This is a genomic window from Jeotgalibacillus sp. ET6 (genome assembly GCF_029667115.1).
In the GTDB taxonomy this organism is placed as follows: Bacteria; Bacillota; Bacilli; order Bacillales; family Jeotgalibacillaceae; genus Jeotgalibacillus.
In genome coordinates this window covers 966,585-992,103 of sequence record NZ_JARUIU010000001.1, presented here as the reverse complement: position 1 = coordinate 992,103, position 25,519 = coordinate 966,585, and the positions used below count along the sequence as shown (strand labels likewise).

Annotated in this window: 24 protein-coding genes; 18 read left to right on the top strand and 6 right to left on the bottom strand. The window is 41.5% G+C overall.

Annotation, left to right across the window (positions count from 1 at the left end; all coding sequences use genetic code 11):
* The first annotated feature begins 165 nt into the window (after window positions 1–165).
* From tyrS to P6709_RS20470, 3 genes are all read left to right on the top strand, one after another.
* Window positions 166–1,425, top strand: coding sequence for a tyrosine--tRNA ligase (gene tyrS, locus P6709_RS04970; RefSeq protein WP_278239769.1), 1,260 nt, complete (start codon window positions 166–168; stop codon window positions 1,423–1,425).
* Window positions 1,426–1,711: 286 nt separating this feature from the next.
* The gene (locus P6709_RS20475; RefSeq protein ID WP_336618982.1) at window positions 1,712–1,951 is read left to right on the top strand and encodes a hypothetical protein; all 240 of its coding nucleotides are present in this window, start codon (window positions 1,712–1,714) and stop codon (window positions 1,949–1,951) included.
* Window positions 1,952–1,957: 6 nt separating this feature from the next.
* Window positions 1,958–2,176, top strand: coding sequence for a hypothetical protein (locus tag P6709_RS20470; protein WP_336618981.1), 219 nt, complete (start codon window positions 1,958–1,960; stop codon window positions 2,174–2,176).
* A 29-nt stretch (window positions 2,177–2,205) separates the two neighbouring features.
* Here the strand turns inward: P6709_RS20470 and P6709_RS04960 are convergent, their stop codons facing one another.
* Window positions 2,206–3,369, bottom strand: coding sequence for a DUF4317 domain-containing protein (locus tag P6709_RS04960; RefSeq protein ID WP_278239768.1), 1,164 nt, complete (start codon window positions 3,367–3,369; stop codon window positions 2,206–2,208).
* Between the two features lie 182 nt (window positions 3,370–3,551).
* On the bottom strand, window positions 3,552–4,154 hold the full coding sequence (gene rpsD, locus P6709_RS04955; protein ID WP_278239767.1) for a 30S ribosomal protein S4: 603 nt from the start codon (window positions 4,152–4,154) through the stop codon (window positions 3,552–3,554).
* A gap of 445 nt (window positions 4,155–4,599) precedes the next feature.
* On the opposite strand from rpsD, the gene P6709_RS04950 reads away from it, so the two are divergent.
* Both P6709_RS04950 and megL read left to right on the top strand, forming a co-directional pair.
* Window positions 4,600–6,447, top strand: a complete 1,848-nt coding sequence (locus P6709_RS04950; protein WP_278239766.1) for a sensor domain-containing diguanylate cyclase — start codon at window positions 4,600–4,602, stop codon at window positions 6,445–6,447.
* A 343-nt stretch (window positions 6,448–6,790) separates the two neighbouring features.
* Complete coding sequence (gene megL, locus P6709_RS04945) at window positions 6,791–8,002, top strand: methionine gamma-lyase (protein WP_278239765.1); 1,212 nt, start codon at window positions 6,791–6,793, stop codon at window positions 8,000–8,002.
* A 116-nt stretch (window positions 8,003–8,118) separates the two neighbouring features.
* On the opposite strand, the gene P6709_RS04940 is transcribed toward megL, so the two are convergent.
* Window positions 8,119–8,598 carry a GAF domain-containing protein gene (locus P6709_RS04940; protein ID WP_278239764.1) on the bottom strand — a complete coding sequence of 160 codons (480 nt, stop codon included), beginning with the start codon at window positions 8,596–8,598 and terminating at the stop codon, window positions 8,119–8,121.
* A gap of 174 nt (window positions 8,599–8,772) precedes the next feature.
* Between P6709_RS04940 and refZ the strand changes: the two genes are divergently transcribed.
* A complete protein-coding gene (gene refZ / locus P6709_RS04935; protein ID WP_278239763.1) occupies window positions 8,773–9,411 on the top strand; it encodes a forespore capture DNA-binding protein RefZ in 639 nt (212 codons plus the stop codon).
* Here refZ and hisJ read toward each other — a convergent pair.
* Window positions 9,403–10,212, bottom strand: a complete 810-nt coding sequence (hisJ, locus tag P6709_RS04930; protein WP_278239762.1) for a histidinol-phosphatase HisJ — start codon at window positions 10,210–10,212, stop codon at window positions 9,403–9,405. The genes refZ and hisJ overlap by 9 nt on opposite strands.
* 202 nt (window positions 10,213–10,414) lie before the next feature.
* Between hisJ and P6709_RS04925 the strand changes: the two genes are divergently transcribed.
* On the top strand, window positions 10,415–12,130 hold the full coding sequence (locus P6709_RS04925; protein WP_278239761.1) for a septation ring formation regulator EzrA: 1,716 nt from the start codon (window positions 10,415–10,417) through the stop codon (window positions 12,128–12,130).
* 37 nt (window positions 12,131–12,167) lie between these two features.
* Here P6709_RS04925 and brnQ read toward each other — a convergent pair whose 3' ends face one another.
* The gene (gene brnQ, locus P6709_RS04920) at window positions 12,168–13,514 is read right to left on the bottom strand and encodes a branched-chain amino acid transport system II carrier protein (RefSeq protein ID WP_278239760.1); all 1,347 of its coding nucleotides are present in this window, start codon (window positions 13,512–13,514) and stop codon (window positions 12,168–12,170) included.
* A gap of 256 nt (window positions 13,515–13,770) precedes the next feature.
* Between brnQ and P6709_RS04915 the strand changes: the two genes are divergently transcribed.
* From P6709_RS04915 to rarD, 5 genes are all read left to right on the top strand, one after another.
* A complete protein-coding gene (locus P6709_RS04915; protein WP_278239759.1) occupies window positions 13,771–14,913 on the top strand; it encodes a cysteine desulfurase family protein in 1,143 nt (380 codons plus the stop codon).
* The gene (thiI, locus tag P6709_RS04910) at window positions 14,910–16,127 is read left to right on the top strand and encodes a tRNA uracil 4-sulfurtransferase ThiI (protein ID WP_278239758.1); all 1,218 of its coding nucleotides are present in this window, start codon (window positions 14,910–14,912) and stop codon (window positions 16,125–16,127) included. The genes P6709_RS04915 and thiI overlap by 4 nt, the downstream gene beginning before the upstream one ends.
* A 184-nt stretch (window positions 16,128–16,311) precedes the next feature.
* A complete protein-coding gene (locus tag P6709_RS04905) occupies window positions 16,312–16,512 on the top strand; it encodes an alpha/beta-type small acid-soluble spore protein (RefSeq protein WP_041060119.1) in 201 nt (66 codons plus the stop codon).
* Window positions 16,513–16,705: 193 nt separating this feature from the next.
* Window positions 16,706–18,301: an amidohydrolase gene (locus P6709_RS04900; RefSeq protein WP_278239757.1), complete on the top strand. Its 1,596-nt coding sequence runs from the start codon at window positions 16,706–16,708 to the stop codon at window positions 18,299–18,301.
* Window positions 18,302–18,563: 262 nt separating this feature from the next.
* Window positions 18,564–19,487, top strand: coding sequence for an EamA family transporter RarD (rarD, locus tag P6709_RS04895; protein WP_278239756.1), 924 nt, complete (start codon window positions 18,564–18,566; stop codon window positions 19,485–19,487).
* Between the two features lie 256 nt (window positions 19,488–19,743).
* Here rarD and P6709_RS04890 read toward each other — a convergent pair whose 3' ends face one another.
* Window positions 19,744–20,544, bottom strand: coding sequence for an NAD kinase (locus tag P6709_RS04890; protein ID WP_278239755.1), 801 nt, complete (start codon window positions 20,542–20,544; stop codon window positions 19,744–19,746).
* A 202-nt stretch (window positions 20,545–20,746) separates the two neighbouring features.
* Here P6709_RS04890 and sppA point away from each other — a divergent pair, with 202 nt between their 5' ends.
* From sppA to P6709_RS04860, 6 genes are all read left to right on the top strand, one after another.
* Complete coding sequence (gene sppA / locus P6709_RS04885; RefSeq protein WP_278239754.1) at window positions 20,747–21,742, top strand: signal peptide peptidase SppA; 996 nt, start codon at window positions 20,747–20,749, stop codon at window positions 21,740–21,742.
* Window positions 21,743–21,757: 15 nt separating this feature from the next.
* Entirely contained in the window at window positions 21,758–22,357 is a 600-nt protein-coding gene (locus P6709_RS04880) for an RDD family protein (protein WP_278239753.1), read from the top strand.
* A 145-nt stretch (window positions 22,358–22,502) separates the two neighbouring features.
* Entirely contained in the window at window positions 22,503–23,153 is a 651-nt protein-coding gene (locus P6709_RS04875) for a DUF2953 domain-containing protein (RefSeq protein WP_278239752.1), read from the top strand.
* The gene (gene ytfJ, locus P6709_RS04870; protein ID WP_278239751.1) at window positions 23,137–23,559 is read left to right on the top strand and encodes a GerW family sporulation protein; all 423 of its coding nucleotides are present in this window, start codon (window positions 23,137–23,139) and stop codon (window positions 23,557–23,559) included. Before P6709_RS04875 ends, ytfJ begins: the two co-directional genes overlap by 17 nt.
* 87 nt (window positions 23,560–23,646) lie before the next feature.
* Window positions 23,647–24,147, top strand: a complete 501-nt coding sequence (gene tpx / locus P6709_RS04865) for a thiol peroxidase (protein WP_278239750.1) — start codon at window positions 23,647–23,649, stop codon at window positions 24,145–24,147.
* Window positions 24,148–24,315: 168 nt separating this feature from the next.
* Window positions 24,316–25,302: a class I SAM-dependent methyltransferase gene (locus P6709_RS04860; protein ID WP_278239749.1), complete on the top strand. Its 987-nt coding sequence runs from the start codon at window positions 24,316–24,318 to the stop codon at window positions 25,300–25,302.
* Window positions 25,303–25,519 lie beyond the last annotated feature (217 nt).

Sequence of the window (25,519 nt, the reverse complement as noted above, 5' to 3'; positions counted from 1 at the left end):
TTATGCCTCCGTTGATCTGGGACTTAAAACCTCGAGGGTCTGGCCGCTGGAGCTGGATAAAGTAAAAGCGTAAGCGGGCGTTTAGACTCAACAAGTTTGAAAACAGGAGAAAAGCCGGTTATCGATTTAAAGTGACACGGTTATCCCGATAAAGGAGGAAAAAAGATGGAATTGCTCAATGATTTAGCATGGAGAGGAATTATTTATCAGCAGACGGACGAAGAGGGAATGAAAGACCTTCTTGAAAAAGAATCCGTATCTTTATATTGCGGGGCGGATCCAACAGGAGACAGCCTGCATATTGGACATCTGCTGCCTTTTCTAACGATGAAACGATTTCAAAATCATGGACATCGCCCAGTAGTTCTTGTAGGGGGGGCAACGGGACAAATCGGTGATCCAAGCGGTAAAAAAGAAGAGCGCTCACTACTCACAACGGAGCAGGTCGAGTACAACGTGAAATCCATTCAGGCTCAGCTTGAGAAAATCTTTGCTATTTCCGGCAAAACAGGTGCTGTCATGGTGAATAACCTGGATTGGATCGGCAAAATCGATATGATCTCATTCCTTCGTGACTACGGAAAATACGTAGGTGTGAACTACATGCTGGCAAAAGATACGATTTCGTCAAGGCTGGAAACAGGCATTTCGTTTACAGAGTTCACCTACACAATCATTCAAGCTATGGATTTTAACCATTTGTACAGAGAATTTGATTGTAAGCTGCAAATCGGCGGCAGTGACCAGTGGGGGAATATTACAACTGGTCTTGAACTGATCCGTAAAATGAATCATGAAGCAAAAGCATTCGGCATGACGATTCCGCTTGTAACAAAGGCGGATGGAACCAAGTTCGGCAAAACAGAAAGCGGTGCAATCTGGCTTGATGCCGAGAAAACATCCCCATACGAGTTTTACCAGTTCTGGTTTAACGCTTCAGATGAGGATGTAGTAAAATACCTTAAGTTCTTCACGTTTCTTGAAAGAGATGCCATTATTGAGCTTGAAAAATCTGTTCAAACAGAGCCTCATTTACGCGCAGCTCAAAAAGCACTGGCGGAAGAAATGACGAGAATGATTCACGGGGAAGAAGCGCTTGAAGAGGCTCAACGTATCACAGCAGCCCTGTTCAGCGGAGACCTGAAAACTCTCAACAGCACTGAATTGAAACAAGGATTTAAAGATGTTCCGGCTCACACTGTGGAAAAGGAAGAGTCAGCTTTGTTGATTGATGTGCTGGTGAATGCGGGTATTTCTTCATCCAAGCGCCAGGCGAGAGAAGATGTAACAAACGGTGCTGTTTACATTAATGGCGACCGTATAACAGATCTTGATGCGGTACTTGAAGGAGACTTGCGTCTGGATGGTGAATTTACCATTGTACGGAGGGGCAAGAAAAAGTATTTTATGATTCGTTACGCATGATAAAAATTGAGGCTGGGACAAAACTAAAAAATTTTTAAAAATGAGGATTTATTTATTACTAGTAATAGGTGAGCGGAGTGGAAGGTGGCGACTCCTGCAGGATATGACGGCAAGCTGAGACCCCGCAAGGCGAAGCCTTGTGGAGGGCTCAGCGCCGTCCCTGCGGAAAGCGTCCGCCTGAAGCGAAGTGAACCGGTCGTAGAGCTTGAGACACTTTTGTCCCGGGCTCATTTTTCTGTTCATTATTCAGAATTGATCTATCAAAATTACGGAAAGGGGAAAAGAAATGCCGGTTATTGAACATGAAATCACCATCAGCGCACCAATAGAGATTTGTTTTGATCTGGCAAGAAATGTTGATATACATACGAAAACGACTGGTAATACCAGAGAAAAAGTAATTAGCTCGAAGAAAACCGGTCTGCTTGAAAAAGGTGATAGGGTTCAATTTGAAGCTGTTCATTTTAAAATAAAGCAGAGGCTAGTGTCCCAAATTATCCAATTGGAGCGGCCTTATTTTTTTTAGGATAAAATGATAAAAGGGATTTTTCATTCTTTCCTTCATTCTCATTATTTTAAAAAAGAAGGCACCCAAACCGTAATGACAGATGTATTTGATTATCGTTCCCCTTTAGGCCCGATTGGAAGAGCTGCTGATAAGCTGTTGCTTGAAAAATACATGAAAAACTTTCTTTCCGTCCGGGCACTTGGATTAAAGCGGCTTGCTGAAGAAATGTCTGCAGACAGCTAGTCATAAAAAAATGAACCTATAAGAGGGATTTATTCATTAAATGCTTCCGGAAGCATCTTAAATCCATCAATCTCTGCGTCTTCTTCTATTTCAATCATAATACAGCGCTTCCCATTATAATTAACCTGCCTCACGAACTCGAGATCCTGTGGGCTAATTGAAATGTTTGCGACTTTCGTATTGATTTTAATCGATTTCGATTTGTATTTTGGAACAATGCTGCTTGCTTTCAGTTTATAAGATTCGTTGTCTGTGATCATACCGAAAGCTTGTCTAATTTTTTCACCATCTACTTTCTCGCCGCTGTTACTCAGGACACGCTCCACATCTTTATAATCAAGTTTTGGCGATTCATCTTCGTCATTTTCCTCTATGGCTGTATTGATTTCTCCGTATACTTTTGCAAGAGTGGAAGGGGAGAGCTGATCTCCAACTACATTTCTGATTACCTGCTCAAACACCGCTTTGTCCTCTTTTGCCGTCATAATTTCTTCACTGTTTAAAACTTCATCTATAAAGCGGTAGTCAGGCTCATTTGCTTTGCCAGCAGCATATAAAATATGGTTTACGTCAGCAGATTGGTTCGTAAAGCAAGGAAAGAGAAAGCCCGTTATTGGATTTTTAAGGTCAATAACAGGATCCACTTCAATTTTGTATTTAAACTCTTTTTCAATGTAGTCAAATTGAATTTCCTTTTTCGGTTCGTCTGTCTTATTAACCGTGCAAAGAATAAAACGATGAGCGTAAACGGCATCGCGGTCACTTGTTTCAGCCTCGTCATTGCGGCTTTTTGTCGGCTTCATGTATTCGGCGCGGATAAACGTAATCACCGTATCTTTCTCATATGGCTGGTCTCTGATCATTTTTTCAGTCATGATCAGCATCTGGTCCTGCCAGTCGTCCGTACCGCCGAGTAGCCCTTTATGTAAAATCAGCTGACTGCTGTTTTCAGCATCCCGCTGAAATTTTAATTCAAATAATTTTTCATTTAATCCTCCAGTCAGCACCTTTTTAAAATTGTTCATAAAAAGTTCCTGCTGATCACTGTCCAGCAGTTCAAATGGCTGTTTTTGAGCATGATAGATTTCAGTAGATTCCTTCATAATATAAACATTAAATATTTCAGAAATTCTTAACAGATCATTTTCTGCTTTAAATTGTTTGCGGATACCGGCAATATCTTTTTTTTCCATCTATATGTTCACTCCTGTATGTAAAGTTTATGATTTACCTGCACTTATTTTACCATAGGGGGATAGGGTTTAAGCGGTAAACGTTTCCCTAAGGTAAAAATGCTCTAAAAATAAGAAAAGCCCGGAAACCTTGATAAACAAGGCTTCCGGACTTTTGGTTGGAAAACTGATCTGCGTTAAAATTAACGAGAGTAGAACTCAACGATAAGAGCTTCGTTGATGTCAGCTGCCAGTTCTGTACGCTCAGGGAAACGAGTAAATGTTCCTTCAAGCTTGTCTGCATCAAATGATACATACTCAGGCGTGTAGCTGTTAAGCTCCATTGATTCTTTAACGATGTTTAATTTGCGTGATTTTTCACGAACTCCGATAACTTGACCAGGCTTTACGCTGAATGAAGGGATGTCTACACGAGATCCATCCACAGTAACGTGTCCGTGGTTTACAAGCTGACGTGCCTGACGGCGAGTGCGTGCAAGACCAAGACGGTAAACAAGGTTATCAAGACGTGCTTCAAGAAGAATCATGAAGTTGTCACCATGCTTGCCTTGCAATTTGCCTGCTTTATCAAACAAGTTGCGGAATTGACGCTCAGTCACACCGTAAGTATGACGAAGCTTTTGTTTTTCCTGTAATTGAAGGCCATATTCAGAAAGTTTTTTACGCTGAGTTGGACCGTGTGGACCTGGAGCGTAAGGACGCTTTTCTAATTCTTTACCTGTACCGCTTAGGGAGATCCCTAAACGACGGGAGATTTTCCATGAAGAACCTGTATAACGAGCCATAAGTTGACTCCTCCTTGTGTTTTTATTTTGTTGTAAAATAAAAACCGTACGCGTGATTTATCATTCACTGTCATTTTGTCATCTTGCACCATCGCCCTGCAGCAAGGGTTACGCGATGCACCTAAATGAATAGGAACAAAATGAACAATCAATGCATTCACAATAGGCTGCATTATTTTACACAACAACCATCATATAATGCTGACGATTTAAAGTCAACCTTGAAAAGGATAAAAATATAAAAGAATATTATCATGATTACGTATTCCTTCTTGTACAAAAAAGGAAGAGTGATAAAATAAATATAAGACAAATTTCCTATATAACAGCCCATTTTTAGGGTAGTGTGATACAATGAATTAATGGTAATATTTGATAATAAACGTATTTAGAAAACAAGTGCATCTCGCCGTATTAATAGATAGATCAGCTGGAGGTGGTTCGATTGTTAAATCTTCCTCATACGATGGATCGGTTTAAAGCCGGAGTTTTTGATATTTTATCTCATTCAATGGATGGACAGCCTTCCATTCGAAGATGGTACCAGGAATTGAAAAAACTACTTGTAACCGAATTTGAATTTGATACCGTACAGTATTTTTACATAAGAAGCAATCGGCTGTTTTCATATGAATGGGAGCAGCCTGTCTCTCTTCCTGAAGGAGAATTCCTGATAAACAAACTGGAACATACCCGCTTTATGATTGCAGATAAAAAGTATGGGGAATTGATTTCAGAAAAAGATATTTTAGTTCCATGCATGGAAAAAGGTGTGCTGATGGGGTGCATCAGCCTCCGTATGCAGAATAACAATACAATAGCAGACTCCCGGTTTACTGCTGAGATGGCGTCTCACTTATCCGTTCTTTTCGAAAATGTGATGAAAATGATTTCTACAACAGAAGAACGGAAACGATACCATGAGCTGTTTGAAGTGACTGAAGCCTTTAATTCAATCATGGATGTTAACGAGATTCTTTCGAGAATTATTGAATCACTTCGTAAAACATTTCCTGCCTTTACGTTTACCTTACTGCTGTCTGATGATCATGACGATACGAATAACCTGCCTATTGAATATTTAGATTATCAAACGTCGAATCCGGTAATTTTACAAGCATTCGTTACGTCAGAATTGCTTATTGATGAGGAGAAGACAAATGCAACGTTATATGCTCCCTTAAAAGGAAAGCAGGGAGTGTACGGACTTCTTCAGGCAAAGGCAGGGAAGTCGGGGGCTTTTTCAGAAAATGATAAAGAATTCATTAAGATTTTGTCGTTTACAGCAGGAAATGCACTCGAAAATGCTAAATTGTATGAGCAGTCTCAAAGATTGATTGAGGATCTTCAACTGATCAATGATGTATCGCACGAACTGAATTCCAATCTGAATTTATCCAATATGATGGCATATTTGGATAATCAAATTTCCAAAGCTTTCTCTCCTTCCGCAATTGGGTTTATATTATCTAAAGGTAGAGAAGTTGAAATTTTAGATGGAAGCAGTCCATTTTTTTGCACGCCGGAAAGTGAATTGTACATAGAGCTTGCCAAAAGTCAGTTTAAAAATGGAGCCGAATCCTTATACATAGCAGAATTGTCATCAAAGATCGGGTGTCAGACGGGATTTCAGTCTTTAATGGCGGTACCTATGATACATAATGATCAGGTAAAAGGGTTTTGCATCGTTCTTCATGAGCAGCCGTACTTTTTCACATTTGAGATGTATAAGCTTTTGCAATCGATTGTGCATCATTCTTCTCTAGCTGTTGCTAACTCCATGCTGCGGGAAGAGCTGCAGGAAATGATCAACAAAGATCATCTTACTGATCTGTTCGCCCGTAAATATCTGGATCAGTATATTGAAAACTCCATGCTTGAGCATAAAACGGGTATATTTATTTTAATTGATATAGATGATTTTAAAAAAGTGAACGACACGTACGGGCATCAGATTGGCGATGCTGTCATTATTCAGCTTGCTCAGGAGTTAAAAAAAGCAGCTCAGTCGATCGGAATCGGAGCAAGATGGGGCGGGGAAGAACTCGCTTTATATTTTCCGGATCTAACTGCAGAAGCAGCCCTCAAGGTAGCAGAGGATCTTCTTCACTCAGTACCGGTGCAAACAAATCCGCCCATTACTATTTCCTGTGGGGCAGCTGAATGGCAGCAGCCGCATAGTGATTCATTGATTAATTTAGTTAAAAGAGCAGATGACGCACTATATACAGCAAAGAACAACGGGAAAAATCAACTTATCTTTCATCCATATCAATCACTTGAAGTAAATTAAAACGCAAACGAAGTTGGAATATAACAGAAAAAAGTACTAAATGAAGCAAAATATATTTATTAGTATGAGGTGAACGGAGCGGAAGGTGGCGACTCCAGGTTATGACGGCAAGCTGAGGCTTTACAGGGCAACCTCCTGGAAAGGCTCAAGCTCCCGTCCCTGCGGAAAGCCTCCGTCTGAAGCGCAGTGAACCAGTGGCAGAGCTTGAGACACTTTTGTCCCAGGCTCGTTTTTAAAAATTTAATAATTTAATAAAAAAGAAATGGCAATCACCCCTTTTCACAATCGAATGCTTCGAATAAAATAGAAAATGAAAGCGATTACATTTTAGGGGGAGCTTTTTATGAGCAAGGGAAAAAAGCGGCCTGAAACCGAGATGATTCACTCAGGGTATAACTCAGCTGAACACTTGGGATCATTAACGCCGCCGATTTATCAGACATCTACCTTTACATTCTCCAATGCAGAGCAGGGGGCAGAACGTTTTGCCGGAGAAGAAGAAGGATATATTTATTCGCGGCTCGGGAATCCGACTGTCCGCATTTTGGAGGATCGTATAACGGCGCTTGAAAACGGGGAAGGGGCCCTGGCTTTCGGTTCAGGTATGGCAGCTGTATCCGCTGTTTTATTTCATCTGATTCAGTCGGGTGACCATATTTTATGTTCAAGAGGGGTGTATGGCTGCACGTTTGGTCTGCTTGAAATGCTGGAAGAAAAATTTCAAGTTGAGCATGACTTTATTAAAATGTCAGAAGAAGAGCATATAAGAAATTCAATCAAAGAAAACACCGCATGCATCTATATTGAAACACCAATAAACCCGACTATGGAACTGGTTGATTTAAAAATGGTGTGCCGTATTGCAAATGAATTGAACATTCCCGTCGCTGTTGACAATACCTTTTGTTCCCCCTATCTTCAGCAGCCGCTGCAATACGGGGCGAACTATGTGGTCCACAGTGCTACTAAATATATCGGTGGGCACGGGGATGTAGTAGGCGGATTATTAATAGGTGATTCGCTGGAGCAAATCAACGCCATTCGTATGACCACTCAAAAAGATATCGGCGGAATTATGTCTCCATTTGATGCCTGGCTTCTGCTAAGAGGCTTAAAAACCCTTGCGGTCAGGATGGATCGTCATTGTGAAAACGCAGAAAAAATAGCCAGATACTTAACCGGTCAAGATAAAGTAAAGACAGTTTATTATCCCGGCAATCAGAGTCATCCGCAGTATCCTATTGCAAAAGCACAGATGACAAACTATGGGGGGCTGATTTCTTTTCAAATCGAAGGAACAATAGAAACAGCCAGACACTTTATGAATGAATTATCTATGGTTAAAATTGCAGTGAGCCTGGGGGATGCAGAAACACTCATTCAGCATCCTGCGAGTATGACTCATTCCATCGTGCCTTTAGAATCAAGAGAGAAAATGGGAGTTAACGATACATTGTTAAGACTGTCAGTCGGGCTTGAGGCCTGGGAGGATATATGTGAGGATCTTGAACAGGCGTTTCAAAAGCTAAATCATATTGCCCTGCCTGCAACCTGATGACGAGTAAATTTCAGACTGAAAAAAGACAGCAAAACAAGGAATAGAAAAAAATAACATGCCCTTCCGCGTCTTTCACGGGAGGGCATGTTATATTGTGAGCAGTACTTATTAAATTATAAATACTCCGTTAGAATTTCAACGAATTTTTCAAGCTGCTCCTGATCGATCTGATCAAAACGTGCTTTTACGGGGCTGTCAATGTCCAGCACTCCAAGAAGCTGTCCGTCTTTTACAATCGGGACTACAATTTCGGATTGAGAAGCAGCATCACAGGCGATATGTCCTGGAAAAGAATGAACGTCTTCAATTCGCATGGTTCTGCGTTCGGATGCAGCTGTTCCGCATACCCCTTTACCAAATGGGATTCTTACACAGGCAGGCAGCCCCTGAAACGGTCCGAGAACCAATTCATCCCTCTCATTTAAATAAAAACCAACCCAGTTTGTTTTCTCAAGAAATTGATTCAGCAGGGATGATGCATTACTTAAATTAGCAATCTGGTTGCTTTCGCCTTCAAGCAGGGCCCGAAGCTGTTTTTGAACGGTGATGTACTTTTCTTCCTTTGTTCCTTTATACATTTCGACAGTAAACAAATCGTTCACCTTCTTTATGATAGAATATTCTGTCTATTGTGCATAGTTACTCGATATTTGATGATAAGTTTATAAAGGTGTGCAAGCATATCTGAAGAATATCTATAAAGACAGTAATCTATTTTTAGCACAATCTATGATTGGAAGCAATCATTATGAAGGGGATGGATGGAGATGGCCATTTTACAGCAGCGTGAAACAAAATCTGAGGTCATGATTGCAGCTGTCGACTTATTTTATACGAAGGGTTATCACGCAACGAGTATACGGGAAATTTCTTCAAAAGCAGGCGTAAATGTTGCCACTGTTTCCTATTATTTTGCAGGGAAACAAGGACTGCTCGAAGAGTGTTTGGTTGCTTTTTTCGAGCCGTATCTTGAACTTCTTCAAAAAGTGGCAGATTCGTCCATTCTAAAAAATGATCCTGCACGGTCTCATATGATGGAGGCAGCTTTTTCCCTGATTGAATTTCAGCAGCAAAATCACAGGTTTGCCCGCTTTGCATGGAGGGAAGTCACCATGGACAGTCAGATGGTGAGAGAAATGACTTCCTGCTATTTAAGAAAAGAGCAGTATATTTGGAAGCTGCTCCTTGCTCAAGATATTGAAAAAGGGATATCTATTAAAATATCCCCATCGTTTTTTCTTATACAGTTAACTTCGATGCTTTCTATGCCATTTTTGCAAAGCCAGACCATTCAGGAGCTTTGGAACATAAACCCGAGCGAAAAACATTTCACCCGTGTTTACAGCAGTATTCTAAAAGAATGGTTTTTAGGTGTAACATGTGAATCTGTTATTACATTAGGTTGATGAATCCCCAAATAAAAGCAGTTCTCTTCCCTGATTGAGATCTTTTGACTGGTGTGCATCTGAGCCGTAGACAAGAGGAATTCCCAAAGTAAGTGCTTCCTTTGCAATATCATCAGAAGGATAAGGCTCCCTGCAATGCGGTTTATAAATTCCCGCTCCATTATAATCAAGCTCATATTCCTGTTGTTTTATCTCCTGCAAAATAGCGCTGATCAGCTCTGTTTGAGGATGTAAAGGTTTATAGAGATGCTGAAACTTTCTGCAAAGCGTCATATGACCGATCCGTTTTGGCTTAAAAGAACCAAGGTCTGCTTTTACTGAGGCAAGCAGAGTTTGATAATAAACTTTATGAACCCGATCCACTGAGCCATAGCGTGCGACCATGTCTGAGAACACGGCATCACTGAAATCCATGCAATCATACTTTCCGTCTTTTAGTAAGAAGTGCACGGACAGAATGGAATCATCTAATGAAGGTCCATACTCTGCAATGAATTTGGCTGTCTCTTCTTCAAAGCCTTCAATATAATCAATTTCGAGACCTGCATGAATCATGAGGTCTTTTTTATATTCCGTTTTTAAGGATGATAGATCAAGGAGGTATCGGTCCAGATCTTCAAGCCTCATTCCGCTGTCCCGCTCCGGAGCTGGATCTTGAAAAGAAGGGGGAAGAGGGGCGTGCTCAGTGAAGGAAATTTCAGTATATCCAAGATCAAGTGCATGCTCAATATAGGATTTAAAGGAATCCTTGGTTCCATGGGGACAATAGGGACTATGTACATGGCCGTCTCGAAGTTTCATCTGTCTGAACTCCTTCCAAAAAGTAGTTTAAAAAGGCGAAATTTACTAGAAACTTTAAATTTAGTTAGAATCCTATATAATCCTGTCAAAAAAATTAGAAAAAGCAAGAAAAATCACTGATAACATGGTATCATAAAGTCATTATCATGAACATCCAATGATTGTTAACCAGGATATCGGTTGTTTGGACAGGAGGCGTAGGATGGAGTACATAATCGGTTCCGTCATATTGATCGTAATAATCATTGCCATAGCCCTATTTTGGCGAAAGAGAGAATATAAAGAAGTGGACCAGCTGGAGGCTGCAAAACTTGACATTCAACATCGCCCAATTCTCGAGGAAATGACAAAGGTGAAACAGTTAAATATGAACGGTCAAACAGAAGAATTATTTGAAGGCTGGAGAGCTTCTTGGATTCAGGTAGTGGATGTCAAGCTTGCAGAAGCCGATACTCTTTTATTTGATGCTGAAGAATACATTGATAAGTTTCGATTTAAAAAGTCGAGAGAAATCAGAGATAAGATCAGACATATGCTTAGTGATGCAGAAAAAGAAATGAATCTGATTCTGGAAGAACTGGAAGAGCTTATGGGAAGCGATGAGAAGAATAAGGAGGAAATGGCAGCGATCCAGGCGGATTATCAGCATGCCAAAAATGAATTATTCTCACAGCGTCATACATACGGCAAGGCTTCAGAAGCCATTGAGCGAAAAATTGATGCAGTAGAACCAAAGCTTACTCAATACAGGGAAATGACAGAGCAAGGAAACTATCTGGCAGCCCGCGAGCTGGTGCTTACGCTCGCTGATGAAGTAGCTTATATTCTTTTGCTTCTTCAAGAAATTCCTGAATTATACAATGAAACTCACTACTCCATTCCTTCGCAGCTTTCAGAATTGAAAGAGGGATTTGAAGAGATGAGAAATGCAGGTTTTCCCCTGTCCCATATATCAATTGAAGAAGATGCTGCTGCTATTCAATCATCAATTAACAAAGGGAAAACTCACGTGAATCAGCTTGAAATGGACGATGCAAAACGGCTTGTAGCTGCTATGCACCAGCATATAGATACGCTGTACGATTCCCTGGAAAAAGAAGTGGAGGCCCGTTCTTATGTTACAGAGAACTGGGAAGGCACGACGGATCTGCTGAATCGTCTGATTGAGCAAAACCAGGCTCTCCAGACAGAAACTGAATTTGTCCGTCAGGGGTATCAGCTTGATCAAAATGATTTTGGCATTCCAAAAGATTTGGACAAAAAACTACTACGAATCGAGAAAAAGTTTTCGATTTTAAAAGAACGCAGACTGACAAGCGATACTGCTTTTTCTGCCTTATCGGGGGAACTCGAAGGAATCAGGACGGAACTGCATGAAATTGAGCCTGCTCAAACTGATTTTAAAGACCGCCTGCAGCGGCTTCGTCAGGATGAAGTCAGAGTGCGGGAAATTGATCATCATCTCAGAGGGCTGCTGAAAGAGCAGGAACGTCTACTGCGTCATGCCAATCTTCCTCGTTGTCCCGAGTATATTTCTGCACAGTTTGACAGCGCATATGATCAGCTTGATCTACTGGAAAAAAGCTTGAATGATAAACCGCTGAACATTATTTCAATTCAGCAGCATTCTTCCACATCGGAAGCAATGGTCGAATCGGTTTGCAAAGAAACGGAAGAAATGATTCAGTCAGCTCAATCTGTTGAAAGAGTCATCCAATACGGCAACCGTTACCGCAGCCGTCACGAAACGGTTTATATTGGCTTGAATGAAGCTGAACTGCTGTTCCGAAAAGGCCAATATCAGGATGCATTAGAACAGGCAGCAAGTGCCATTGAAAAAGTGGAGCCCGGGGCATTAAAGCGGATCGAAGAGCTTTCCGGCAGCCAAATAGAAGAAAAGCAATTTGCTAAGCAATAAAAAGCTGGCTTCCAACATACCGTGGAAGCCAGCTTTTTTAGATTTGATTAGCAGAAGGTTTGACAGGGTGCTTTAAAACAATCGCTATAAATAATCCTATAACTGCACCTGTTACCGCAGGTACGGTCCATCCCACTCCCTGCTCCATTAGAGGAAGAAAAGAGAGAGATGAGGTCAAAATGTTCCCACCGAATCCTGCAGCGGCAAGACCATCACTTATTCCTACGATGAATGTTGGAATAACAGCGCCGATGTAAACTGCCTGATAGCCCTTAAAAGAAGAGTGAAGAAAAGACAATAAAATCAACACGATCGCTATGGGGTAAATCATGACCAGCAGCGGAACCGAGAAGGCGATCAGCTGAGTTAAACCGATATTTGAAACAACCATGCTGAAACCAGCGAATATAAACACGAAAGCTTTATATGATATACCCGGCACCACTCTTGAGAAATAAGTGGCAGTCGATGACACCAGTCCAATTGAGGTTGTAATGCAGGCTGCTGTAATAGCAAGACCTAAAATAACTGCACCGCTCGGGCCGTATAAATAAGATGCTGCTGCTGACAGGATGGCTCCGCCGTTTGTCTGCTCACCAACGGCAGATATGCTTGTAGCACCCAATTGACTCAAAGCGATGTAAACAATTGCTAGACCTGCTGCAGCGATTAGGCCGGCGAAGATGGTCACCCGTACAATTGATTTTCTGTCATAAATTTGTTTTTCCTTTATTGCTGTAATGACGACAATAGCAAAGACTAAAGCTGCTATTGCATCAAGCGTCAGGTATCCTTCAATAAATCCCGTGAAGAACGGAGATGTTTCATACCCTGCAGCGGGTTGCCCGGGATCTCCCATCGGTGTAATGAAAGCTCCTGCCACGAGGATACTTAAGACAATGATCAGAATGGGAGTAAGAATTTTCCCTATCCGATTAACCAGACGTGACGGATTAAGTGATAAAAGAGCTGTGAGTGTAAAAAACATCAGGGAAAATAAAAATAATGGCCAACCTGATGTTATGATGTTTTCGGATAGAAAAGGAAGCAGTCCGATTTCATAGGACACGGTCGCTGTTCTTGGAATCCCAAAAAATGGACCAATGGCCAGATATAATGTAATTGTAAAGATTATTCCGAAAATTGGGTGTACACGACTCGCCAGCTGCTGAGGATCTCCGCCGGACTGTGCAATGGCGATCACTCCTAACAAAGGGAGCCCAACTCCGGTAATTAAAAATCCAATTATCGCTAAAGCAAGATGTTCGCCTGCCTGCTGCCCTAATAATGGGGGGAAAATCATATTTCCTGCACCGAGAAATAAAGCAAAAAGCATTAAACCGATTGTAAGAATGCCGCTGAATGACAATGTATGCTGTTTCATAACTACCTCCAATAGACAAACCTTTTTAACACTGAAATATCTTACCATAGATTGTGAGAACTTTGTCGAAAATTGAAATAGTCAGAATTTTTTTGTTGTATGGCATAAGGCAATCTCATATCACTATACAAAGGTTATTTCATGGATGCAAAATCAGCAGCGAGTCCAAAAATCAGATTCTGCGATTTGTGTGAAATATGATATGATAAGTCAGTATTTGAACCAGTACATGATTTTAATGAAAGAGTGTGTTTCTATGATTTATCTCGATAACAGTGCTACAACAAAGCCTTCTAAAGAGGTGCTGACTTCATTTATAACAGTGTCAGAGAAGTATTACGGCAATCCCTCCTCTTTGCATGGTCTTGGTTCAACAGCCGCAAACCTGCTGGATAAAGCAAGAGAGCAGGCGGCGGCTATCATCGGTGCGAACAAGGATGAAATCATTTTTACATCCGGGGGCACAGAAGCCAATAACCTTGCCATTAAAGGAATCACAGAATCTGTAATGCACAAAGGAAACCATATAATTACCACCCAAATTGAACACCCATCTGTTTGGAACGTGTATAAGGAGCTTCAGCAAAAAGGATTTAAGCTGTCTATCCTCGAAGTTGGTAAAGATGGAAGAATCTCATTAGATGAGTTAAAAAACCTGCTAACAGAAGAAACGATTCTTGTTTCCATTATGCACGTCAATAACGAAGTAGGGACCATTCAGCCCATTGAGGAAGCAGGCAAATTGATTAAAAAGTATTCCAGTGCTTATTTTCATGTAGATGCTGTTCAAAGTTTTGGCAAGATCCCAGTCATGGTAAATCAAAGCCAGGTGGACCTGCTTTCCATTTCTGCACATAAATTTCATGGCATAAAAGGAACAGGGCTTCTATATAAGAGAGCCAATGCATCTATGCTTCCACAAGTAGCAGGAGGTAATCAGGAAAGCGGACTTAGAAGCGGAACGCAAAATGTGGCCGGGGCAGTTTCCATGGCTAAGGCGATGAGAGAAATAACCGAAAACTATAACGCTTATCTCGTGAGTACGCTTAAGACCGAATTGATTCACTATTTTTCAGCGCTGCCCTATACCTGTATTCTTACTCCCGAAGCCTTTTCTGCTCCCCATATTATCAATGTCTCTGTTCCGGGGTTAAAGGGAGAAGTTATCGTGCATGCGCTTGAAAGAGAAGGTATTTATATTTCTACAACAAGTGCCTGCTCTTCAAAGAAAGCGGAAATAAGCCGAACGGTTCAGGCGATGGGGTTCTCTCCTAAAATTGCCAAAGGATCAGTGCGGATCAGCATGGCGTATACCACCACAAAGAGTGAGATTGAGCAATTACAAAAAGTATGGAGCACAGTCATTCCATCCTTATTGAAAGGAATTAAACGAAAATGAACTATGATCGAATTTTAATACGCTACGGAGAAATTTCAACAAAAGGAAAGAACCGCAACCGTTTTATTAATCAATTAAAGCTGAATATCAAGGAATCACTATCCGGATTTTCAGCGGTAAAAATTGAAGCAGGCAGAGATCGAATGCATATTTATTTGCAGAACCCTGAAGAGGTGGAAGGGATTATTAAAAGACTCAAGCCTATTTTTGGCATTCAGTCATTCAGCCCTGTCGTCAAGACAGCGTCTGATCTGACTGAAATAAAAGAGCATGCAGCAAAACTTGTCGCCTCTCTTGTTCAGGATCAAGCTACCTTTAAAGTATCTGCCAGAAGAGCCGATAAGTCGTTTCCGCTTGACACGAATGAATTAAACAGAGAAATCAGTTCATACGTCCTGAATCAAGTGGATGGTCTGATTGTTGAAATGAAAAACCCTGAAATTGAACTTGTAACAGAGGTGCGTGAAGAAGGAGTCTATTTATCTGCCCAAAAAATACCAGGTGCAGGCGGAATGCCTATTGGCGCATCAAATAAAGCAAGTTTGATGCTCTCAGGCGGCCTTGACAGTCCAGCAGCCGGCTATTTTATGATGAAACGTGGAGTGGAAATTGAAGCGATCCATTTTCACAGCCCTCCATTCACTAGCGAACAATCGAAGCAGAAAGTAAGAAAACTTACAGCTCAGCTGGCGGGATATTCAGGCAGGATCAAGCTCCATATCGTTCCTTTTACAGCCATTCAGCAGGCGATTCAAAAACAGGTACCTGAAAACTACACCATGACTTCCACAAGAAGAATGATGCTGCGAATTGCTGATCTTATTAGAGAAAAATCAGGATCCAAGGCGATTGTTACTGGTGAAAGTCTCGGGCAGGTAGCGAGTCAGACTCTTGAGAGCATGCAGGCAATTAATGCAGTAACAGCTACACCTGTTTTAAGACCGCTTGTCACGATGGATAAAACGGATATTATCGAAATAGCCAAGGAAATAGGGACCTATGAACTGTCTATTCTTCCTTACGAGGATTGCTGTACGATTTTTACCCCGGCAGCACCTAAAACAAAACCGAAACTGGATAAAGTAGCTTTTTATGAAAGCTTTATTGACTTTGACTTACTCATCGATGAAGCGGTCAATACCACTGAAACGGAAATCCTTACACCAAATACACTGTTAAATGAAAGCAGTGATGAATTTTCAGGATTGTTTTGAGGCAGAACAAAATAGGATAGGAATCCAGTTGTATCAGTATATTGTTTACACCTAGAAGCCTTCTGGCCATGAGTTTTTAACTGTGATGTAAGGAGTGCAGTAGAACAGATTAATATTAGAATAAATTACCAGTGTTAACTTCTGCGTTTCTGCACATTCTATTCTCACAAGGAGGTGAAAACACATGGCAAACAGAAGTTCAAATCAACTGCTTGTTCCAGGTGTAGCACAAGCACTAGACCAAATGAAATACGAAATCGCAACTGAATTCGGAGTACAACTAGGACCAGATTCTACAGCTCGCTCTAACGGTTCTGTAGGAGGAGAAATCACTAAACGTCTTGTTCAAATGGCTGAACAGCAATTAGGCGGTTCTTCAAAATAATTAACCTAAAAAAAGCCGACAGCTAAATTGAGCTGTCGGCTTTTTTATGTCCAAAATGACTGCCTCCCATTCATTTTTTCTTAAAACCCCCTTTTGTTGAGCATACGGCTTCATCTTTAAAGAAATATTTTGTAAACTTACACTGTACAAATTATTTTACGTATTTTTTTACATAGATTTAGGGGGATGTATTATGATGCAGCTTTGGACAAATGGAACCATTTATACAATGAAGGAAGAAGGAGAAAAAGCTGAAGCGATTCTTACTCATAATGGCAGAATCGTGGAGGTTGGAAACAAAGAGGATCTGGTTGCAGCTGCAAGCGGGGAGCCGGAATGGATTGATTTAAAAGGCAGCACATTGTTTCCAGGATTTGTAGATAGTCATCTTCATTTAATTGGCGTGGGAGAAACGCTTCTGAGGCTGGACCTTTCTTCCATGAGATCAAAACGTGAGGTAATGGAAGCAGTTCAGCTAAAGGCTCAGGAACTGCCGGAAGGAGAATGGATTCTTGGGGATGGCTGGAATGAGAATCAGTGGACCACCCCTGAAGTTATTACGGCTGAAGAGCTCGATGCGGCTGCGCCAAACCATCCCGTGCATTTAAAACGAATATGCAGACATGCCGCTGTGGTCAACTCCGTCGCGCTGCAAGCAGCTAAAATAGACCGGAATACTCCGGATCCGGAGGGTGGACTGATAGATCGGGATTTGAATGGCGACCTAACCGGTTTATTAAAAGATCAGGCGCAGGATTTTATGATTCCTGCTTTGCCTCCAATCGAGGATGAATATATTCAAAATTCATTGAGAGAAGGGCTCAAGCATGCCTGGTCTTTGGGACTGACTGGCGGACATACAGAAGACCTGAGTTATTATGGAGATTTTACCCGGACCTATCGCGCGTTTCAAAAGGTAATTGAAGAGGAGGGAAATCCCTTCAGAGCTCATCTTCTGGTTCATCACCAGGTAATTGAAGACTGGCATCGGCAGGGCCACTCCTTTTTGTCGGGATCAAGATATGTTGAATTCGGAGCAATGAAAATATTTGCTGACGGTGCATTAGGCGGCAGAACCGCTTTATTGAAAAATGGCTATGCAGACGATACATCCACAAATGGAGTCGCCATTCATCACCCGGATAAGCTGAAGCAATTAGTATACAAAGCGAGACAATATGATATGCCTATAGCCGTTCATACGATTGGGGATCTGGCTTTTGAATATATGCTTGATGCGATTGAGCAGTATCCGGCTGTGAATGGGCAAAGAGACCGCCTGATTCATGCCCAGATTTTAAACGAAGATCTTGTAAAGCGCGTAGAAAAACTGCCGGTTGTCCTGGATATTCAACCCCGCTTTGTTGCCTCAGATTTTCCTTGGGTGACAGAGCGGATTGGAGAAGATAGAATGCAGTGGAACTATGCATGGAAAACCCTTTTAGAGCGGGGGATCGCCTGTGCGGGGGGCTCAGATGCTCCTATTGAACCGCTTGGCCCGCTGTTAGGGATTCATGCAGCTGTTACAAGAACAAATCCACTTGATCCGGAAGGCACCGTCTATGGCGAAGATCAATGCCTCAGCATGTTTGAAGCAATTGAACTGTTTACAAAAGGAAGTGCATTTGCCTGTCACCACGAGCACAATAGAGGAATACTTGAAAAAGGCCATGCAGCAGATTTTACGGTTCTTGAAAAAGATCCGTTTAATACTCCTGTAGCAGATTTGCTATCCATGCAAGTCGATAGAACTGTAGTCGACGGGAAAACCGTTTATAAAGCTGAATGAAGATAGTGGAGCTGAGGATTCTTCGGGAAAGGTCAAAAAAGGTCCGGCACTGTTATTTCAGCAAGCATCTGCCTTAAGCGAATGGAAAAGGGTAGGGAGCCTGAGACACATTTGTTTCGGGCTCCTCTTTGTATTTAAAAAGTAAGTACATATAGCGAACTGGTTAGTAGTGAGAAACAATGTAACGTTTAACTTCCCTTGACACATTTTAAAACGGGCGTATAATTGATTTATTTCGATTACCTAAAGAATGGAGAACATTATGGAGAATGAGGAAAAAAAGGGGATATTTTTTGCAGCATTTGCGTATGCATTATGGGGCTTGCTGCCGATTTACTGGAAATTTCTATCTGACGTAAGTCCGGATGAAATCCTGGCTAATCGGGTGTTTTGGTCGTTTTGGTTCATGATGGTTTTATTAGCCGCTACTGGAAATTTGCGTGCCTTTAAAGTGGAAGGACTGTCCTTGCTTAAAAAGAAAAAAAGACTTCTTGCTTTGTTTGCAGCTTCAGCATTAATCAGTTTAAACTGGTTTTTCTACATATGGGCAGTAAACACAAATCAAATGGTAGAAGCAAGTCTGGGATATTATATTAATCCGTTGGTATCGGTTTTACTCGGTGTCATTGTATTAAAGGAAGTGCTTTCGAAAGCGCAGGTTATCTCATTTATTTTAGCGCTGATCGGTGTTTTGATCATTACCATTTCCTATGGAGTTTTTCCGTGGATCGCTTTTACCTTGGCTTTTTCATTTGGACTCTACGGACTGGTAAAGAAAATGATAAAAGTAGACCCTGCGATTGGGCTGACACTTGAAACCCTAACCATTATGCCAGCTGCCCTTATATACATGGGATTTCTTTTTCAAAACAGTTCTCCTGCTTTATTTGCCGGGAATTGGAACATCGACTTGCTGCTTATCGGGGCAGGGGCTGCGACGGCTGTACCTCTGCTGTTTTTTGCCAAAGGAGCGCAGAAAATTCCTTTGTATATGATCGGCTTTCTGCAGTACATTGCACCAACACTGACCTTAATTTTGGGTATTTTTATTTATAATGAGCCATTCACCTTAATCGATTTAATTTCTTTTGTCTTTATTTGGTCAAGTTTAACGCTGTTTACGTTTTCCCGGTCTAAATGGTACATGGCAAGACCTCGAAGTTTGAAAAAAGCAGCCGGTCAGTAAGTTTAAAACGCATGGGAATAAAAAAAGACAAAGAGCTTGGGACATAACTGTCTCAAGCTCTTTTACCGGTTCGCTGCGCTTCAGGTGGACGCTTTTCGTCATCTCCTGCTGGAGTCGCCACCTTCCGCTCCGCTGTCATCTTACTATTACTAAAAAACTTTTTGGAGTATTGTCCCAGCCTCTTTGCTGGTTTAAGACAGCCGCTTTCAGCAAAGTCTGAGCCTCATCAAATCGTTAGACGAAGAGTCACTGCCATTTATAGAAAAGTTCTTTTTACTTTTTCCCAGAAAGAGTTATCTTTTAATTTGACTGTTTTGACGATGTGGTCACTTAACATCAGATCGACTTCTTTAACATGACTAATGCCAAGCGCCTCATTATCCAGACCCATAACAGGATAATCATTGCCGTCTTGTGTTACGGATAACTTCAATTTTCGCTGTCCGCTTAAAATAAACGAAGATCCCAGCGAGCGGAATCGATTATTATTAAGGGAAGCAAGCTCACTTATCTGCATGCACGGCAGCATCGGATCCACTACAGCGCCTCCTACAGATTTACTGTAGCCTGAGCTTCCTGTCGGAGTAGATACGATCATGCCGTCCCCTCTGAACGTTTCGAAATGAAGGTCATCGATAAAGATATCCATTACAAAGGTTTTAACAATACCGGTGCGGATGCTGAATTCATTTAAACAAAGAAAGGTTGTTTCATTATCCACGTTTACCTGAATGGTAGGGTATTTGCGCACTTCAATTTGTTCTGTCGTCATTGCTTCAATCATCGTCGATAAGTCATCAATGTGAAAATCACAATACAAACTTCTGCTGCCTGAAGTGGAAATACCGGCATAAAGACAATCCTGACGGAAACCCGTTTTTCGAACAGCCTGCAGGAAAGCACCATCGCCTCCTATACTGACAATAATATTTGCTTCTTTAGAATCCTTTACAACACTAAATCCATATCGTTCTGCTAAATCGGTGAGAGTAAGAATTTGATCCTTAGTTTTATCGTCTTTTCTTGCATAAAAAAACATATTTCGACGTTGTTCCATCATTCCGACCTCCAATAGCATTGTTAGTTAACCTGTATGTTTGGTACAATATGTAATGCTATCCTTATCTAAGCATAGATGGCAGAAGAATCATTTTCTTCATCTGTTCTTATAAGGAATACTTATAAAGTGTACCACGAAATGAAACATATCGAAAACTCAACCGTATGAAAGAGATACGCTTTTAAGGAGGAAATTAGGAATGACCGCAAAAAGGTGGATTGCTTTAGTAACTGCGGCTGCTTTATTTATCGTGTCAATCGGAGTTAATGCAGCTACAGCTTTTGTAACAATGGATTTTGAAGAAGCTTTTTCAGGACCTCAGACAGAAGGACTTCCGGAAGAAGTGATTGAAGGCGGCACGGGAACAGAACGGATCGCTGTTCTTGATTTAAATGGAACGATTCAGGATACAGGAGAGCAAACAGGTTTGTTTGCCGGGGCAGAATACAATCACAGTCATTTTATGGAGCAATTAAATCAAATTAAAGATGATTCAACGATAAAAGGCGTGGTGATGAGTGTGAATACACCAGGAGGCGGCGTCGTTGAGAGTGCAGAAATTCACGATAAGCTTCTTGAGATTCAGGAAGCGGGGAAAACGATTTATGTTTCTATGGGGGCCCAAGCAACCTCAGGAGGCTACTATGTGGCTGCTCCGGCTGACAAAATATTCGCAAGCAAGGAAACCATGACCGGATCGCTCGGTGTTATTATGCAGAGCATTAATTTTGCAGGACTTGCAGAACGCTATGGGATCGACTTTGTAACTGTCACTTCCGGCGAATTCAAAGACATGCTGAGCCCTTCAGAAGAAGTGGACGAAAGAGACCTTGAAATTGTTCAGAGCATGCTTGATGATTCTTATGATGGATTTGTTGAAGTAATTGCCAATGGCCGGGAAATGCCGGAAGAACAGGTGCGCGAAATCGCAGATGGCCGGATTTATAACGGCATACAGGCTTTGGAACTTGATTTAATTGATGAGTACGGGTATGAGGAAGATGTCATTTCTGGGATAAAAGAAGATCTGGAGATTCCAGATGCAGAGGTTATCCATTATACAATGGCAAACGACTGGGGATCATTGTTTACCTACCAGACACAAAAAATATTCGGCGGAATGGAAGGGCAAGTCCTCTCCGATTTAATGAATAAAGTAGGCGGACCGCGTCCAATGTACTTATACACTGACTAACAGGGGGCAGCAAATATGGATTATAAAGATGAACAAATGCAGCAGCCACTGCCCCCTGAAGAGGAGCAAGTGGTAAAGGAAGAAAAACCATCCCGGAATTCCCAGCATCCCGAATACGTAACACCCCACTACAGCGGCTTTTGGATGAGAGTATGGGCCTACTTATTTGATTTGCTGGTTATTGCAGCCATAAATGGACTTCTTATTTATCCGGTTCTTCGTCTTACGGGTTCAATGGATTCCTCAGGCGTAGTTAGTATTGGGGGAATTGCAACAAGCATCACGTTTCTCGCTTATTTTGTTTTGATGACTAAGTTCTTTGGACAGACATTGGGCAAAATGGTATTCGGACTGAGAGTCAGGTCAGTAAAAGAATCGTCATTAACTTGGACAGCGGTTCTTTTCAGAGAATTGATTGGAAGATATGTTCTAAGTATCTTTACCATCTTTGGCCTGCCAGTTTTTCTTTTCTTATACGCGGTAGTCGCATTTACCCCGAAAAAACAAGGACTTCATGACTTCATTGGGGATACGGCTGTCGTACATGAGAGAACAGTTGTCGCAGCAGTGAAATCTGCTTACGAACCAACATCGCACACCGCAGAAAGATATTGATATTGTTTGACTAAAGGTTCAATAAAGTCGCTGGAAAATACTAAAACACAATAAAATAAGCAGAAACCTGTCTTTCAATAGACAGGTTTTTTTTATGGATAATGGACATAATAGGGGAAAAAGAGAAGAAAAAAGGAGGGTCTATATGTGGATTATAGCTGGTATAGGATTTTTCATACTTATCCTTCTTTTCTATATATACTTTTCGAAAATTACCATTTCTATTAAATTAAATCTTCAAAAGAACCTTCATCACGCAGATATTCAGCTGAAAATGTTTAACGGTCTTTATAGGAAAAAGTTCTCGATTCCGTTATTTGAACGGGAAGGAACCGCAATTGTGTATGCTGAACAGACGAACACCGAGACAGAGGCGGAAAAAGTGTTTTCCATTCAGGATATGAATCAAGCAAAAGAGGTATATGACCGATTCCTTCAACAATTCAAACACGTGAAAAAGCATACGAAGGATTTATTGAAAAGAGTAAAAATTGAGAAGCTGGAAACAAATGTAAAAATCGGGCTGGAAGAAGCGGACTGGACTGCCTACCTAACGAGTGGACTATGGATGCTGAATAGCTGGATCATCCTTATTCTGTCCCCTGTCTTTCAATTTAAATGCAAGCCGCAGCAATCTGTTCAGCCAATATACGGAGTAAATGCATTTGCATTATCTCTTTCTTGCATAGCATCAATCCGTCTGGGGCACCTTATGATAATCGGCGTCCGTTTTTGGTTGGATCGAGGATTGCCAAATCATAAAAAGGTTGGTGAAGTTCATGGAGCACCCTATTGAAGGACTAATGGCCACAGCAATGGAACATTTAAAAGAAATGGTAGACGTTAATACCATTATAGGTGATCCTGTTGAAACACACGACGGAAGCACCATTATGACGGTCTCCAAAGTTCGTTTTGGATTTGCAGCAGGAGGAAGCGAGTTTCAATCAGACTTAGACGGAGCAGGAAATGGTTCAAGCAGCTCAGGTCATCCCTTTGGAGGCGGAAGCGGCGGTGGCGTTTCGATCACGCCGATTGCCTTTTTGATTGTTGGAAAAGAAGGCATTAAAATGCACCATCTGAACGAAGGAACACATCTGCTTGAAAAACTTATGGATTTAGCTCCAGGCTTGGTTTCCAAGATTCAGCATCAGTTAAATCAGGGGTCGCAGTACTCGCAGGACCATGAAAAATATCAATAAACGAATTCGAATTAGTTGCTTGTATCAGTATCCTTTCAGTATGATGAACGTGAAAGCGCTAAGTACATAAAAGGAGGAATGATAAAGATGGCATCAATTACATTTAAAGAAAAACCAGTTACATTGCAAGGCTCAGAAGTAAAGGTTGGAGACAAAGCACCGGATTTTTCTGTGTTAGCCAACGATCTTTCTCCCGTTACACTGCAGGACACGAAAAACACGGTTCGATTATTCAGCGTAGTACCTTCACTGGACACAGGTGTTTGTGATAAGCAGACAAGAAAATTCAATGAGGAAGCTGCTGATCTCGGCAATGTAAAAGTACTTACGGTCTCAGTAGATCTTCCGTTTGCACAGCGCCGCTGGTGTGGAGACAATGGGATCGAAAATGTACAGACCGTCTCAGATCATCGTGATCTATCTTTTGGCAAGGCATATGGAGTTGCCATTGAAGAAATGCGCCTGCTGGCAAGAGCTGTTTTTGTCATCGATAGCAGCGACGAGGTTGTTTACGTAGAATACGTGAAAGAAGCAACAGACCACCCGAACTATGAAGCAGCTATAGACGCGGTGAAAAGAGCAAAATAACACACGCCCCTGCAAAGTTTTTGCGGGGGTTTAACTATGTAAAGCGTTAAAGGGGTCTGGCCCCTTTAACGCTTTACTGTACGAACTCTCAGCCGCTTTTCTTTCTTTTTTGGTGTATGCGCGTTAAAATGGGTTGTTGAGATTTTGGGACAGGAGGGATTACCCGGGATGAATGGTTCTCCGGTTGAAAATGTATTTAGCATGTTAAATGACACGGCCGTATCTTTGCAGGATGCAAGAGCTTCCTCTTATTTAGAAGCTTTAGCGGAAAGCGGGGAGTACTGGTTTAGTGGGGAAGTAAATGAAGAGTTGGATGAGGTAATTAAAAAAAGGCTTGCTCATGCTTATGAAAACCATCCTTTAGAGAAGTACGATAAGGAAGAAATTCGCAAGGCCTATCAGCTGGCAATTTTGAAGGGGATGAAAGAGCATATTCAGCCCAATCATCAAATGACCCCGGATTCGATTGCGATGGTTATCGGCTTTTTGCTCGATAAATTCACATCAAACGAGCAGGAACTGAAGCTGCTTGATCCAGCCCTTGGTACAGGTAACCTGGCTCTTGCGATCATGAACCAGCTTGAAGGAAAAGTAGCACTTACTCATGGAGTAGAAATTGATGAAGTGCTGGTACGATTGGCGTATGTAGGAGCTAATCTAACAGAGCAGCCTCTCCATCTTTATACACAGGATGCATTAGAGCCGTTGTTTATTGATCCGGTTGATGCGGTTATCAGTGACTTGCCGGTCGGTTATTATCCTAATGATGAGAGAGCGGCGGATTATGAGCTTCAGGCTAAAGAAGGTCATTCCTATGCACATCATCTCTTCATTGAGCAAAGCATTAAGCATGTGAAAGAGGGAGGCTACTTATTTTTTCTTGTGCCGAACGGGTTATTTGAATCGCCTTTTGCCTCACAGCTGCATGAATATTTACAAAAACAGGTTCATATACAAGGCTTGTTGAAATTACCAGTCTCCCTGTTTAAAAGTGAGCAGGCGGGAAAAAGTGTTTTAATTCTTCAGCGCCAAAAAGAAGGGGTAAACCCTCCACGCCAGGTGCTGCTTGCTGAAATGCCAAAATTAAGCAATGCACAGGCGGTTCAATCGATGATGAACAAGATCGGATTATGGATGGAAGAAAATAAAAAATAGAATACTCAGGAACTGTTTGAAAAAGAGTATAAAAAATGGAAGTGCCGCGAAGACTTAGAATGTCTGTACTATACGATTATTTGAAGAAGAAGCTATAGCATATAGAGCGTTTAAAAATATATGAGGATAATTCAATAGTAAAAGGTGAGCAGCGCAAGTCGGCGAATCCTGCCAAAATTGATGGTTGCTTGAGCCTTCCTGGGTTCTATCCTGCGTA